Here is a 14,874-nt window from a genome sequence, read left to right on the forward strand (position 1 = left end):
ATTATTTAGCGACTAGCTAATCTTTTAAGCAGGTACATCATGATTGCATCGACCACAGAAACCGGCAGCGGCTTAGATAAGCTACTTCTATATCATTTCCTCATGGTGACCGCTGTCGCCCTGTTGATCACCCCTCTAATCACTGACAATAAAATCTTTGAATTGATGTTATTGGTGACCATGCAAATAGTCTTAACCTGTATCAGCACACTCATAGGATTGAGCATGGGACATACTGTGAGTAAACGTGCTGCTAGCGTACTCTTCGCCATCTGGATGCTCGTCTGGTGTGTTCATTTAGCTTAAATTACAGCTTGAGCTTGGAAAACGATAAATAAAGCGTTAACTCTACAATAAGAGAGTTAACGCTAATAAGTGGCTACAGCTAACTTTACATAAGGGATTAAGATAGGTAATTAAGAGAGTGGTAAGATGTAATCCAATCCACCTGTGATTGCGGAAACTTGCGCTAACACACAGTTCTCATCATCTACCTTAGGGCTATCCGGGTACACTTCTGTCGTGGTGGCATAGATGCTGTCACTAAAGCCGACGCACAGTCCCAGAGCCTTAGTAGCATAGTTAATTACGCCAAACTGAGACAAGGCGACACCGATAAGCTTACCTGCATCATCGGCTGGAGCTATGTGGGTAACCTTTTCTACCGACTCGATAATTGCAGTTTGAAATGCCTCGGCCGGAAGCTCAGTATTGCCCACCAGATAAAAACCATCGGGGATATTCCAATTGGTATGTTCCACCGCATCTCTGGCCGCTAAGGCCGGTCTGAACGCTGAGTTATCAGTATCTGTAGTTTCATGTAGATCGATATGCACTGTGATATCAATTCCTAAATCTGCAATATACGCCATCAAGGCCGCTGACTCTTCGGCCGGACTGTCTCGATAGAATGAGCGATTAGGATCGACCGCATTGGGATTCCAGCGGTTGATGGTTTCATATCCCCAGGGGCTAACACATGGGGCTACTAAGATATTAAACCTGTCCTCATACGCCTTAGCCTTGGTTTCCAAGAAACGTATCGCCCCTTGTACGCCACTGGTTTCATAGCCGTGAACCCCGCCCGTGACTAACACAGTCGGTTTATCTTCACTCCACTGCGTAGACTTGACCACAAACAAGGGGTATTCGCTGGGGTTATAAGACAAGGCGCCATACTGGTCGACTTGAAAGTGCTCGGCAAGTGGCGCAATTCTCGCGGCCACCTCAGCTTGATAGGAACGCTTAATCGTCTGCTTGGTTAACCAGAGTACCTTTTCCGCTGCGCCCCACTTCTGACCCGTGACGCCGATTGGATAAGTGTTTTCCTGTACCATCTTCATTCCCCAAAGTTTGAACAATAAAAAAGCCGACACTCAAAGTTGATATGTCGGCTTTCTAAACGTTAACTTGCCTTCGCTAAGAAGACACTCACTATTAAGCGAGTGTTTATGGATGACAAACGTTGTGAAGCTCTAAATTAGTACCGATATCTTTGCTGCGATTAGCCTTAGCATCATCATTACGTAACTGAGTGATATGATCCAGATAAGCCTGATCCACATCGTTAGTGATGTAGTTGCCATCGAATACCGAGGTCTCGAAACGCTTAATCTCAGGGTTCTCCATGCGAACCGCTTCAGCCAAGTCTTCAAGATCCTGGAAGATCATACCATCGGCACCAATCATCTTACTGATCTCGTCCACATCACGACCATGAGCAATCAACTCACTCGCCGTTGGCATATCGATACCATAGACGTTAGGGAAGCGAATTTCAGGAGCTGCAGAGGCAAAATACACCTTGTTAGCGCCGGCTTCACGAGCCATCTGGATGATCTGCTCTGAAGTCGTGCCACGAACCACAGAATCATCGACCAATAAGACATTCTTGCCCTTAAACTCGACACCTATGGCATTGAGTTTACGACGTACCGACTTCTTACGCTCTTGTTGACCAGGCATGATAAAAGTACGGCCGATGTAGCGATTTTTAACGAAACCTTGGCGATATGGAAGATCCAAGTGACGCGCTATCTCTAACGCAGTGTCACATGACGTTTCCGGAATCGGAATAATCACATCTATGTCATGATCTTCCCATTCACGCTTAATTTTTTCACCTAATTTAGCGCCCATGTTCACCCGGCTACCGTAGACAGAAACTTTATCTATGGTTGAGTCGGGACGTGCGAAGTAAACGAATTCGAATAAACAAGGCGCGTAGACGGGATCTTTAGCGCACTGACGTGTGTATAGCTCACCATCTTGGGAGATATACACGGCTTCGCCCGGCGCGATATCGCGCATCAGCTCGAAGCCAACCGCATCGAGTGCCACACTCTCGGAAGCAATCATATATTCGACGCCGTTCTCGGTCTCTTGCTTACCCAGTACCAGAGGACGAATACCGAATGGGTCACGAAAAGCAACCATACCTTGACCAATTATCAAGGCAACAACGGCATAAGCACCACGGATCAATGCGTGCACATTAGTCACCGCATCGAACACTTCATCGGCGCTTAAGTTCTCGTTTTTGCACTGCTGAAGCTCATCGGCCAGCAGGTTTAACAAGACTTCAGAGTCAGATGTGGTGTTCACGTGACGGCGCTGTTTAATCAGACGCTGATGTAACTCTACAGTATTGGTCAAATTGCCGTTATGGGCTAATGAAATACCAAATGGCGAGTTTACGTAGAAAGGTTGAGCCTCAGATGCACTCGAGCTGCCTGCGGTTGGATAACGGACATGGCCGATACCTATGTTACCTTGCAGGCGTTGCATATGTTTAACTTCAAATACGTCTTTTACCAGACCATTGGCCTTACGTAATCTAAACGCACTACCATCAACAGTCACGATACCAGCAGCATCTTGTCCGCGATGCTGGAGTACGGTTAGTGCATCATAGATAGGCTGATTAACCGATGACCGGCCAACTATTCCGACGATACCACACATGGGTGAGATTCCTCATTGTAAGATGTTCTGATAATTATAATTTTTAGTCGCAAAAGTCAGAATCGACTTAAGCTAAACCTACTAATGCTTTAATGCATTTTATATTTTGGGTACAAAGCTTGACGTATTTTCTATGTAGTCAAAAAACCACTGGATAACAACGCCAAATTCAGGCACGAGTGTTGAGCTCTGCCACCAATCCGTATTGGGTGCGCCCGTAAACGCATCCAGGAAAAACAGTAACGCACTGACAATTAAGGCGCCTCTCAAGGCACCGAAACACAAACCCAGGACTCTGTCGGTCCCGGATAACCCAGTTTTGTCGACCAACTGACCGATGAGATAATTAATTAACGCCCCGATGATAAGTGTCGCTATAAATAGAATAGCAACTGCGACGCCATTACGAAGCATTTCATCTTGCATTTGGGTGAGGTAAACCGCGAGGTCTTGATAAAACTGACTCGCGACAAAGAAGGCTGCAAACCAGACAACTAAAGACATGGCTTCTTTAGCGAAACCACGAAGCAAGCTGATTAGAGTCGAGACTCCGATAACAGTGAGAATGGCGTAATCGATCCAAACCATTTAATGATAATCCGACATAGGGTTAAGACGGCGGGATTTTAACAGAGACCGAGCACATTCTCACCCCCAAATGGGATAATTTATTGTTTCGATCTCTAATCACAGTTTTCGCTTAAGAGGCCGTTGGGCGATAAGCGACAATTCGTCCTTTAAGCTTGGTCAACTTCTCGATACCAGGTTGAAGCGACTGCAGCTTAGATTTGGAGAATTCAGGCCCGACAAACACCTTAGTCAACTTGCCATCGACGGGATTAGTCGGCAAGGTATAGGCATTGAAACCTCCGGCTCTAAGCTTGCTGATAAGGCCTTTAACATTGGCGGCATTATTGAAACTGCCTAGTTGTAATGTATAGGCTGAACTCGTCGGTACAACAGGCTCAACAACAGGTTTATTCGTCGGCTTCACAGCTGGCTTAACTTTAGGTTTACTCTTGGGCTTGCTCTGTGGCTTCACATTAGTAGTCACCGTCTGCTGTGGTTTTGGCTCTGTCTCGACCACTTCCCACTTTCCAGAATCGGATGTAGCGACCTGCTCTTCAGGCTGAAACGCTTGCTCCTTGTCACTGAGGTCAACCGCTTGTATCGCCTCATCGGGCAAGGTCATCTCGGCAACTTGAGGACGCAGGGGGATCTCGGAAAATTGTTCTTCTTGTTGCACTTTCTTGCCATCGAGAACATCGGGGAGGAAAATGACCCCTAATGCAACGAAGACTATGACGCCCACTAAACGGTTCTGAAAATGACCCGACGACTTGTTATCTTGCTCTTTATCCTTTGTATCCATGATTAATCACGACCACCCAGTTCGATATTTTTAAACTCTGCCACAGTGTAAAAGGAGCCAAATACAATTACTACATCTCCTTGGCATATTTCTGCAGCAATTGCGCGCCAAGCCGACTCTACTGAATCGAAGTGCTTAGCATCGGACAATGCGCCACCTGTATGTTGAACGTGTTCCACAAATACCTTTTTGAGGGCCTCTCCTGAGGCGCTACGCTCAGTTTTTAGGCTGGAAAATGCCCACATATCGACCTGTGGTGCCAGCGTCTCGATAACTTGACGACAATCCTTATCTTTTAACATGCCACATAAAGCAAATAACCGCTTAGCTTGATGCTTTTCAAGCTGTTTAGCCAGATAACGTGCGGCATGAGGATTATGGGCCACATCAAGCAAGACCAGAGGCTGCTCGCTGACCACTTCGAGCCGACCTGTGAGTCTTGCCCCTTGTATGCCTTGGCGAATGATGTCATCACTGAGTCGAGGCCAGCCCAGCTCGAGTAAGGCTAGTGCCGTTGCCGCATTGGGCAATGGCAGCGAAGGCAGAGGAATATCACTAATGGTTTGTAGACCGCTAAACTGCCAGAAACCAGCCTCACAGCGATAGCTAAATTCGTGACCGACGCGATGTAACACTGCACCTAGATCATTGGCATATTCAACCACACAGGCTGGCAAATCAGGCTCGCCGATTATCGCGGGTTTATTGGCGCGCAAGATGCCCGCTTTTTCCATGCCCACGGACTCACGGGTATCGCCAAGATATTCTTGGTGATCGAGATCGATTGAGGTAATAACGGCAATATCGGCATCGATAATATTGATGGCGTCTAATCGGCCGCCCAGTCCGACCTCCAATAACACGGTATCTAACTTAGCCGCTTTGAAGATATATAAGCCTGCCAAAGTAGCAAACTCGAAGTAGCTCAGGGAGATATCACCACGAGCCTGATTGATGGCATCGAATGCTTGAATAAAAAGCCCGTCATCGACATCTTTGCCATCAATACGGACCCGTTCATTGTATTTGAGCATATGGGGCGAGCTATAAACGCCGACGCTTTCCCCTGCCAGAAGTAACACCTGTTCGACCATGGCACAGGTGGTTCCCTTGCCATTGGTACCAGCAACAGTGATCACCTTAGTGGTACCGAGATCCCTAAGCCCGAGTCGATCGGCCACTTGTGATACTCGCCCAAGCCCCATCTCTATCTCAGTTGGGTGTATGGCGAGCAAGTAATCTAACCAGATATCTAAACTGGCATCTTGAGCGGGAGCGTTAATCATGATTATTCTGCTCTTGATAATTAATTAGAAATTTCACCACACAGTGGTGCCGATATATACCCAAGCTACCTCAAGGTGCTCGTTTCAGAGCCCCCGTAGGATAGCTGAACAAGGCAGTGATTGAGAGAATGGTTACTCCCTTGTCGATAGCACTAACGCAGTGCAGTTATTCTACGGGAGCTCCCGCAGGGCAAGGCGAGAAGCAACATTTTTCTGCGTTATGAAATATTGAATTAGAATAACTAGTACTACTCTTTCATGCCTTGAACTCTGTCACTTCTCGACATGCTGAATCCTGTATTTTGAAGTAGTTTGGGTATAGATGCCTAGCAGCGCTATCAATCCAACATAAATAGCGGACCGAGTGCTAATTTTGGCAGTTCATATTTAACCGGATAGGTCACATCAACCATATAGAGCCCATTCGGCTTCGCCGTGGGGGCCGCCTTGCTTCTGTCCTTGAGCGCTAACAGGTCGACAATCCAGTCTTCATTCTGATGACCTAAACCAATTTCAATCAATGAACCTACGATATTTCGCACCATATGATGCAAGAAGGCATTCGCCTTGATATCCACACATAAGTACATGCCCTGGCGGGTCACATTGACCTCATGGACATGTCGAAACGGGGTTTTAGACTGACAGTGCAGCGCTCTGAAACTGGTAAAGTCATGCTCACCGACAAAATGCTGCGCCGCATGATGCATCTTGTTCTCGTCGAGTTGACCGCGATAATGACTCACACCCGAACGTAAGATCCCGGGTCTTAAATGATAGTTATAGATGATGTAACGATAACGTCTGGCCGTCGCGGAGAAGCGAGCATGAAAATCTTCATCGACCAGCTTCACCCATTTGACCGCGATGTCATCGGGCAAGTTCACATTCACGCCTAAGGTCCAGGCACTCTCTTTACGAATAGCCGTAGTCTCGAAGTGAACCACTTGTCCCGTACCATGAACGCCTGAGTCGGTTCTACCCGCGCAGTGAACGGTAATGGGTTGATTGGCTACTTTTGACAGGGCTCGCTCTAATTGAGCCTGGACCGTGTCAACTTCGAGCTGACGCTGCCAGCCATAATACTTGCTGCCATCATATTCGATACCTAACGCTACTCGCATACACCCTCTTTGAACCTGTCTCTGTCGCCACTCATGCTATCAATCATGGGGGTTAGCTCGTTATGAAGAAAACCCAGAGAAGTTATTTAACCTATTTGGGCGCGGATTTTAGCACACACTTGAATTACAGATAAGAAAAACGGCGCTTGATGCGCCGTTATTTTTAGAAGTGGGACAAATTTAATCTAAGGAAGTGATTAAACCATTCGCTTCCTCTTTTTGCCTGTCATTACCATCGAGCAGCACCTCTTTAAGCAAGGCTTTCGCGCTGTCGTTATCATCAATCTCTATATAGGCCCTGGCGAGATCTAACTTGGCATTGACTGAATTCTCTTCATCATCAACGTCCACCATGGCAGCATTACCCATCAGGCTGTCCAGCTCTCCCATGTCGACATCTAGCTCTTTATATTGATCCGTGTCCACCACCTCTTCATCAGCCTCATTGAGTAGACGATCGATATCGATAAAACCATTGTCCTTCTGGAAGCTGGTAAGGTCATGTTCAGGTACTGCGACCGCAGGAGATTTAGACAACTCTTTAGCATCGAGAGCGGCTAGTGCTTCGTCGACAGTTAGCTTTTCTTCATCCAGATTCAAAGAAATTTCGCTATCTGCAATTTTGTCACTAGCATCTGATGATGGACTTAGCAGCTCATCATTACTCGCAGGCACAATGATTGGCTCTTGGACATCGGCACTCGACTCCCAATCTAGGCTGTTATCATCGGCTTTCTTACCGCCTTTGAGATCGGCAAACATGCCGCCAGCAGGTTTACTTGCCACAGGGTCTTGGCCAGCTTTAGGATCGACAGCCTCAAGGTCGGCTAACAATGAGTCCAGCGCATCGTCGCTGCTAGGCTCACGTTCAGCGCTAGGCTCTAGCAGGCTGTCATCCAAGGTTTCAGGTATATCGAGCTGGTCGGCAATACCGGTATCGGCAATATCGAACTCGGCAAGTAATGAATCAAGATCATCTTCACTATCTGCAGTCGTCTCTACTTCGCCTTCGAGTTCGGCAGAAATAGCCTCGCTAAGATCGTCCTCAGGCTCGGCAGCTATTTCAGAAGGACTTTCCTCTACTAAAGCGTCTTCTACCGGAGAGTCTTGGCTTGGTGCATCATTCTTTTCATCAAAACCCGCCAACAGAGCATCAAGATCTTCAGCACTGGCATCTTGATTTGCATCCACTTCACCTTCGAGCTCGGCAGAAATAGCCTCGCTAAGATCGGGGTCAACAATCGTCTCGCCGCTGGTATCCTCTGCAGGCGCATCGAACCCTGCCAGTAAGGCATCTAAATCGTCTGCGCTCTCTTTGTCAGCGCTTTCTTTTTCAACAATCTCTTCACCGGATGTATCTTCCTCGGCGGTCATAGTGACATCTTGCTCTAATTCGGCAGCGATCTCTTCTGAAAGATTAGCAGCATCATCACTCGGTGTATCGACAGCTTCATCGAACCCCGCTAATAGAGAATCTAAATCATCTTCTGCGACAAGGTCATTCTGGGTTTTGGTCTCACTTTCTGTTTCAGCCTCTGCCTGAGTACTTGCTGCATCGGCAGGCTCATCGAAGCCCGCTAAAAGCGAATCTAAATCATCTTCTGCGACAACTTCACTCTGAATTTCGGTTTCGGTCTCACTCTCTGGCTCTACCTGAGTACTTACTGCATCGGCAGGCTCATCGAAACCCGCTAACAGAGAATCCAGGTCATCCGCTGAGACGATTTCACTGCTTGAATCATCAGAGCTGCTAAGTTCAGTGCTCTCTTCTACAGTGTCAGTTTCAACAGGGGTTTCTTCTACTGGAGCCTCTTCATCTGGGGCTTCATCCTTAGCAGGCTCATCGAAACCCGCTAGTAGAGAATCTAAATCGTCTTCACCCGCTTTAGCTTCCTCTTCATCTTGCTCCCCCATCGCCTCGGCCCAGAGGTCATCCAAAGACTGGCCTTCCTCTTCGACAGCTTCCTCACTCGGAGTTTCACCTGTATCAACAAACATATCTGAGGCCAGATCCACCTGGTCATCACTACTCATATCCACTTCCGGCTGCAACTCGGCCGTATCTATGTTCATGAGTGAATCGATAGAGTCATCATCTTCGGTATCTAGATGAACTGCCATGGCTTCAAGATCTTCTGCTGGCGCCGATGTAGCTTCTGCTTCAGCAGGGGCGCTCGGCACGGGTGTATCCTCAACATCAATTTCCTTAGCAGTTTCCTCTTCTGTACCAGCGCCTTCATCACGGCGACGTCTTAAGAATAACCACAAAAACACCAATACCAGTAATGCGGGAATAGAGATAGCCGCGATTAACATCAGAGGGTTGCTCATCAGATCACGCCACAGTGCTGTATCTTCCTCAGGCTCAGCAGTTTGCAGCGCATTAACCTGCTCTTGTAAAGATTTAACTTCTTCGCTGAGCCCGGCACCTTGCAGCTTACTCGCTTGCAGCTGCTCTTCTAAAATGGCAACCTGTTCATCGAGTTCGCCAATCTTATTCTTCAATGTATCTGTATCTGAATCGCCTAAATCCAACTGATCCTGAGCCCTGCCTAGCTCATCTGTGAGTTGCAGGTTTTTAGCTTCCGCCGCTTCGAGCTTAGCCGTTAGCTCGGTCAAAACCTGGTTTGCTGCAGGTTTCTGAGCCACACTCGTGTCGGCTGGGACAATAGGTAAGGTGACGGGTCTGGCTGGCGTACTTGTTGGGGCTTGTGTTGTTGGTGCTGCTTGCACAACTTTAGGCTGAGTCGTTTTCTTCCAGCCTTTATCATCTCTTTCAGCCCGCGATTTAGCCATACTTTTAGGAATGGCCGACATCAAGTCTTTTGACGGAATGAGCAGTATCATGCCTTTTTCTAGACTATTAAAGTTGGCGTTAGAAAAAGCATGAGGGTTGGCATCATAGATAGCCGCCATGACCTGATAGATACTGACACTGTTATCAGGGCGAACTTTTTGAGCTATGCTCCAGAAAGTATCGGAAGACCGAGTCGGGCCATACTGACGATTAGTTTGCCTCATCTCACCATCGGGGCCAGTGATCTTCAGCGGCTCAGCAGCAAAAGCCGTTTGGACCAGAGGACTAACAGAAAAAACGAGTAGAGCTGAGGCCATCAGACCGACAAGATACGAAGTGCGAAAGTTCATCAATTCTTCCCTTTCAAGCGCAGTGATGCTGCAATTCCAGCAGCGAAGCTTTAGGCAATTGTATTTATTGAGATTACTATAAACCAGAAATCACAGGTCTGCTACTGTTCACAATTCAAAAACAACTGCTAAAACAAAAAAAGCCTGCATATTGCAGACTTTTTCATCAAATTAGGCGTTTAACCTATTATAACATTCGAAATTAATAATAATCGCGAATCAACACCTCGGCTATTTGAACACTGTTTAGTGCCGCACCTTTTCTAATATTATCAGATACAACCCAAAGGTTTATACCGTGTGAATGAGAAATGTCTTTGCGTACACGTCCCACGTAAACAGGATCCGTGCCAGCAGATTCAGTTACTGCCGTAGGATACTCTTCATTGGATTCAAATAATTCAATCCCCGGAGCCTCACGCAACACAGCTTTAACATCTTCGGCTTCGGCAGGTTGAATGGTCTCCAGATGTATCGCTTCCGAATGACCATAAAATACCGGCACCCGAACCGCAGTCGGATTGACGACAATATTGTCATCACCGAAGATTTTCTGAGTTTCCCAGACCATCTTCATCTCTTCCTTGGTATAACCGTTTTCCATAAACTTATCGATTTGCGGTAACACGTTGAAGGCGATCTGTTTTGGATAAACCTTAGGCTCTACAGGAAGACCTTGAAGTAGCTTAGAGCATTGGCCAGCAAGCTCTTCGATAGCCACTTTGCCTGAGCCCGACACTGACTGATAGGTGGCGACATTGATACGTGAAATACCGAATGCATCATAGATAGGTTTAAGTGCAACCAACATCTGAATCGTCGAGCAGTTTGGGTTAGCGATGATATTTCGGTTACGGAAATCGGCAATCGCTTCCGGGTTAACCTCAGGGATAACTAGAGGTACATCGTTATCGTATCTGAAATGAGAGGTGTTATCGATGACAACACAGCCGTTCTCAGCTGCGATAGGCGCCCACTTTTCAGACACATCACCACCGGCAGAGAAGAAGCCTATCTGCGCCTGAGACCAATCGAAGTCGTCTACGTCAAGAATTTCTACCTGTTTACCGTGAAAGCTGACCGTACCACCAGCGCTACGACTACTGGCTAGAGGAAATAATTTCGCAACGGGAAAATTGCGCTCTTCGAGGATCTCTATCATGGTTTGACCCACTGCGCCCGATGCACCTAATACGACAACATTGAATTCTTGCGACATAATTACTGTCCGATTCCTGAAAAACCTAAATTGGTCAGCCAATTTACATCAGAATGCCCAGTGTTTACTAGCCTTAAGGCACTAAATTCACGCCTATGCTTGTGATTTTTTCTCATAAAGTCAAACCCATTGTTATTAGAAGAATTAACTTGGGCATTTTTTGATGAATCATCAAGGATGGTTTTTCTAAATAATTCATCGTCATCACGAAGATCATAGATAAAACGTGCGAGTTGCAGCAGGGACTTCTCATTGGGTATCGACTCGATATCCAATTGAGCGCTCCATAGAGACGGTAATAATGCCATCATGGATTTATCAGCATCTCTGCCCAGTACCTGCATCAGCTTCTGATACAGCATATAAGTGCCGCGAGCCTTACCTTCCAGGCTGTAACCCGCAATATGAGGCGTCGCCAACTCGACCAGAGGAATAAGCTCATGCATAGGATTTGGCTCATCTTCCCACACATCGAGTACCAGCTTGATATCCGGCCTTTCTTGCTTGACCTTAATCAGCGCGCGATTATCAATCACCTCACCGCGGCAACAATTAAGCAGCCAGGTACCCTGCTTTAAGCTATTGAGTCTGGCTTCATCGAACAAATACCAGGTCTTATGCTCACCAGTCTTAGTGATAGGCACATGAAGACTTATCACATCACAGCGAGCTATCAGTTCATCTAATGAGACAAAGTCACGGGGATCGCTATCTTGAATAACCGGATCATGTAGCAAAACAGTCACGCCATAGGCCTGAAGACACTTGGCCACCGCCGACCCCGTGTTACCCGCCCCCACGATACCCACAGTCTTATCTTTAAGTTTTCCGCCGAAACGATGAGTGAGCTCCAGCATGGCGATAAAGGCAAACTCACCCACTGCCGTAGCATTACAGCCTGGCGCATTACTGAAGGGAATGTCACGGCTCGCAAGATAATCGGTATCGATATGATCTGTACCTATAGTGGCACTGCCGACAAACTTAAGCTGATTATTAAGCGACAACAAGGACCCATTGACCTGAGTCACAGAGCGTACCAAGAGCACATCGGCATCTTTAACCTGCTCTGGCGTCAGCTCCCTGCCATTAACGGTTTCAATCGTCCCCAAATCCCCAAATAACTCTTGTACATAAGGCATGTTTTCATCGGCAAGGATCTTCATTTTAACTTCCAAAAGTGAGGTGAATGCGTTGAATGGCACATTCTAACAAGGTAGGGGCAGCTTGAGAATGAAGCTGGTTACATTTTTATCTTTGTTCTCGCCTTAGCTTCAAGCGAGCGAGAAGTAAGATACTGAACTGACTTTTAGGTAAAGATCCCCTTATGAAGCACTTCTGATCGCAGGGGCCAATGATACTCAGGTACCATGATGACATTCCCTACATATATGAACCTATCCCATTTAAAATAGATGCTTTTGGGAAACACTACACCAAGTAAGCAAGCAACCATCATTGATTTGATATCTAACCACCAAAGCTTCTGTCCTGCCAAACACGGATTGAAGATAGGTATTATAAGTAAAAAAAAGTTCGCATCTGTTCAAGTCTACATTAATAAGGCTCACAGAATTGAAATCCAGAATTTGATTAATAAATGGGTAAATTGCTTTATAAATGGATTCTTTTGCAGAAAACATCAAGGTCAAAAACAATTGAAAATCAGTAAACAGCCTTGAATAACCCCACTCTGTTTCAGAGATAATCTGTTCATGTATGCTTTGAGCCAACTCAGAGGAAACGATATTTTCAATATCAATACCAACCCCCATCACATTTTCCTCCTGCCAGGCTACCACTGCAACGGCATGACCATCGCAATGCGAAATTGACCCTGAGACTCCTGCTGGCCAAAGGGGTTGACGACCAGCACCAATTTTGATGGTTTCTGATGTATTAATATGTAATTTTGTAAGTACACGTTTGGCACAAATCCTACCAGCCAAAAACTCACAACGACGCTTTAGCATAGCTCGCTCTAATGAGAGTGGCAGCGTGACGCCTTCGTTGAGCATCAGTTGTTCATATTCTGGTTTATACCTCACACCTAGATAGCTAAGCTGAAGGTTTGAAGGCCAATTCAAAATATTCATCTTTTTTTACACCAAGACCCCAATAGCAACAGCCCCCAAGAAAAGATAATGATAATCATTGTTATCTTTTCTAAATTTGTTAGCAATTTATTCCTATGAACTTTACAAATAGCACCCTGGCAGACTTTATAGACCGTCATAAGTGTCTCTTCAGTGAAGTCGATGCCATGGTGATGACTTACAGAAAAGATTAAATTGAGAAGGGAATGGTTAGGACAACACTTATATTTAGCGGTTCTGCCTAAGTTCAGCACCGGGATCGAACTTAGGTAGCCGTTTTGACACTAAGTCTTTTACTCAATTCGAGTTAATAATGCCCTTAAATTACTACCAATTCGAGTAGACAGAAAGTGAGATGCTCAACAGAATAGCGTTCTGGTTTCTGCTATGAAATTTGCTCTGTCAATGGAATAGCAATGAGATACCAGCGATCACTACAGATCATTCCGTGCAGCGCATGTCCATTCATGCCACTGAAATATTTGCGTACTAGCTGACCAAGAAGTTTTAAACGGTAACTAATATGAACAACATTTTCACAAAAACTCACTCAAATTCTATCCCAATAACGAATCACTACATCGACCACGGCAATCTGGAAACGCCAACATGTCAATCATTTGGTGGCTGTTTGGGGTGCCAAATACACACACTTTCCGGCTACGGTGGCTGTACGTCATATCAAGCCAGTTCTGAAGAGAAAAATGTTGTCCTCCGGCTCCTTATTGTCGTCAAAGGCAACAACATTCGATGGAGCAAAGGCACTGACGAACCACTATTGTTGCAGAAAGGAAAAAGCGTGCTGATATTCTCTGCTAACACATTCAATGATGTGTTCATCAGCGAAGTTGAAAGCTACGTAGAGATCACTGACATCCGGTTTGACTGTCAATACCTGATGTCGATTTATCAACAGATGAGTGAGAAATTTGAGGATAATGGCATTAACCCACGCACTGAAAATCGTCCATTCGTTTTCGACACGAGCATTGAAACTCAACAATTCATCAACCAACTGAAAAGCGAAAGTGCCGATAAAGCATCGGATGCAACGGGTAACCTATTTGTAGTGTCACAAGCTTACCAATGCTTATCTAAGCTACTCAACCAGCTAGAGATGATCATGACCAACAAGAAACATGATAAATATTCTTGTCTGTCTAACCACACGCTAAATAAAATCCGCAAAGCTCACGGTTTGATCACATCGACGCCAGGTGAAGACTGGAGCATCAAACAACTATGCAACGCAGTAGGCACCAATGAAACCAGCTTCAAACGAGGCTTCAAATTATTGTTCAACAATACCTTCTCCAAAATTCTTCAACAAATACGCATGGAAGTAGCGGCAAAGGAACTGGAGTCCACAGAGCATCCAATCATTGACATTGTCTTCAACGTTGGATATTCCAGCCCGTCGCATTTCACTAAACTGTTTAAACAGCACTTTGGACAACCCCCTTTTCAATACCGAAAAAATCGCCATCTCTCTTAGTTAGGCTCGCGGCTGAGTGATGCATTGCTGGTAGCAGCATTCATATTTCACATGGCAGTGTGTCCCTGCCATGATAAAATCTGCGCAGCCCAATCACATTTATTTAACTAAAAAAGATAAGGAAAAAACCAGGTGTCCCTATTCCAGCTAAGGTTCACTTATTTACCAACC

At 46.0% G+C, this 14,874-nt stretch carries 12 protein-coding genes; 2 read left to right on the forward strand and 10 right to left on the reverse strand.

What is annotated here, in order from left to right; translation table 11 throughout:
* Window positions 1–39: 39 nt before the first annotated feature.
* Window positions 40–306, forward strand: a complete 267-nt coding sequence (locus FM037_RS18385) for a hypothetical protein (RefSeq protein WP_144047175.1) — start codon at window positions 40–42, stop codon at window positions 304–306.
* Between the two features lie 110 nt (window positions 307–416).
* Here the strand turns inward: FM037_RS18385 and FM037_RS18390 are convergent, their stop codons facing one another.
* The 10 genes from FM037_RS18390 to FM037_RS18435 form a co-directional block, all read right to left on the reverse strand.
* The gene (locus tag FM037_RS18390) at window positions 417–1,337 is read right to left on the reverse strand and encodes a M14 family metallopeptidase (RefSeq protein WP_144047176.1); all 921 of its coding nucleotides are present in this window, start codon (window positions 1,335–1,337) and stop codon (window positions 417–419) included.
* Window positions 1,338–1,449: 112 nt separating this feature from the next.
* Window positions 1,450–2,964: an amidophosphoribosyltransferase gene (purF, locus tag FM037_RS18395; protein WP_144047177.1), complete on the reverse strand. Its 1,515-nt coding sequence runs from the start codon at window positions 2,962–2,964 to the stop codon at window positions 1,450–1,452.
* A 99-nt stretch (window positions 2,965–3,063) separates the two neighbouring features.
* Window positions 3,064–3,552: a CvpA family protein gene (locus FM037_RS18400; RefSeq protein ID WP_144047178.1), complete on the reverse strand. Its 489-nt coding sequence runs from the start codon at window positions 3,550–3,552 to the stop codon at window positions 3,064–3,066.
* A 112-nt stretch (window positions 3,553–3,664) separates the two neighbouring features.
* Window positions 3,665–4,336: a cell division protein DedD gene (gene dedD, locus FM037_RS18405; RefSeq protein WP_144047179.1), complete on the reverse strand. Its 672-nt coding sequence runs from the start codon at window positions 4,334–4,336 to the stop codon at window positions 3,665–3,667.
* 2 nt (window positions 4,337–4,338) lie between these two features.
* Entirely contained in the window at window positions 4,339–5,622 is a 1,284-nt protein-coding gene (folC, locus tag FM037_RS18410; RefSeq protein ID WP_144047180.1) for a bifunctional tetrahydrofolate synthase/dihydrofolate synthase, read from the reverse strand.
* Between the two features lie 338 nt (window positions 5,623–5,960).
* Entirely contained in the window at window positions 5,961–6,746 is a 786-nt protein-coding gene (gene truA / locus FM037_RS18415; RefSeq protein ID WP_144047181.1) for a tRNA pseudouridine(38-40) synthase TruA, read from the reverse strand.
* Between the two features lie 180 nt (window positions 6,747–6,926).
* On the reverse strand, window positions 6,927–9,893 hold the full coding sequence (locus tag FM037_RS18420) for a FimV/HubP family polar landmark protein (protein WP_144047182.1): 2,967 nt from the start codon (window positions 9,891–9,893) through the stop codon (window positions 6,927–6,929).
* A gap of 202 nt (window positions 9,894–10,095) precedes the next feature.
* A complete protein-coding gene (locus FM037_RS18425; RefSeq protein WP_144047183.1) occupies window positions 10,096–11,112 on the reverse strand; it encodes an aspartate-semialdehyde dehydrogenase in 1,017 nt (338 codons plus the stop codon).
* Between the two features lie 2 nt (window positions 11,113–11,114).
* Window positions 11,115–12,278: a 4-phosphoerythronate dehydrogenase gene (locus FM037_RS18430; protein WP_144047184.1), complete on the reverse strand. Its 1,164-nt coding sequence runs from the start codon at window positions 12,276–12,278 to the stop codon at window positions 11,115–11,117.
* Between the two features lie 240 nt (window positions 12,279–12,518).
* Complete coding sequence (locus tag FM037_RS18435) at window positions 12,519–13,208, reverse strand: 4'-phosphopantetheinyl transferase family protein (RefSeq protein ID WP_144047185.1); 690 nt, start codon at window positions 13,206–13,208, stop codon at window positions 12,519–12,521.
* Window positions 13,209–13,731: 523 nt separating this feature from the next.
* On the opposite strand from FM037_RS18435, the gene FM037_RS18440 reads away from it, so the two are divergent.
* Window positions 13,732–14,703, forward strand: coding sequence for a helix-turn-helix transcriptional regulator (locus tag FM037_RS18440; protein ID WP_144047186.1), 972 nt, complete (start codon window positions 13,732–13,734; stop codon window positions 14,701–14,703).
* Window positions 14,704–14,874: the final 171 nt, after the last annotated feature.

The sequence above is a fragment of the Shewanella psychropiezotolerans genome (assembly GCF_007197555.1).
GTDB classification, from domain to species: Bacteria; Pseudomonadota; Gammaproteobacteria; order Enterobacterales; family Shewanellaceae; genus Shewanella; species Shewanella psychropiezotolerans.

Bases quoted from the DNA above. Each gene is read 5' to 3' on its own strand.
- truA (WP_144047181.1), bottom strand. From the start codon at position 6,746: ATGCGAGTAGCGTTAGGTATCGAATATGATGGCAGCAAGTATTATGGC.
- FM037_RS18420 (WP_144047182.1), bottom strand. From the start codon at position 9,893: ATGAACTTTCGCACTTCGTATCTTGTCGGTCTGATGGCCTCAGCTCTA.
- dedD (WP_144047179.1), bottom strand. From the start codon at position 4,336: ATGGATACAAAGGATAAAGAGCAAGATAACAAGTCGTCGGGTCATTTT.
- FM037_RS18385 (WP_144047175.1), top strand. From the start codon at position 40: ATGATTGCATCGACCACAGAAACCGGCAGCGGCTTAGATAAGCTACTT.
- purF (WP_144047177.1), bottom strand. From the start codon at position 2,964: ATGTGTGGTATCGTCGGAATAGTTGGCCGGTCATCGGTTAATCAGCCT.
- FM037_RS18430 (WP_144047184.1), bottom strand. From the start codon at position 12,278: ATGAAGATCCTTGCCGATGAAAACATGCCTTATGTACAAGAGTTATTT.
- FM037_RS18400 (WP_144047178.1), bottom strand. From the start codon at position 3,552: ATGGTTTGGATCGATTACGCCATTCTCACTGTTATCGGAGTCTCGACT.
- FM037_RS18390 (WP_144047176.1), bottom strand. From the start codon at position 1,337: ATGGTACAGGAAAACACTTATCCAATCGGCGTCACGGGTCAGAAGTGG.
- FM037_RS18435 (WP_144047185.1), bottom strand. From the start codon at position 13,208: ATGAATATTTTGAATTGGCCTTCAAACCTTCAGCTTAGCTATCTAGGT.
- FM037_RS18425 (WP_144047183.1), bottom strand. From the start codon at position 11,112: ATGTCGCAAGAATTCAATGTTGTCGTATTAGGTGCATCGGGCGCAGTG.
- FM037_RS18440 (WP_144047186.1), top strand. From the start codon at position 13,732: ATGAACAACATTTTCACAAAAACTCACTCAAATTCTATCCCAATAACG.
- folC (WP_144047180.1), bottom strand. From the start codon at position 5,622: ATGATTAACGCTCCCGCTCAAGATGCCAGTTTAGATATCTGGTTAGAT.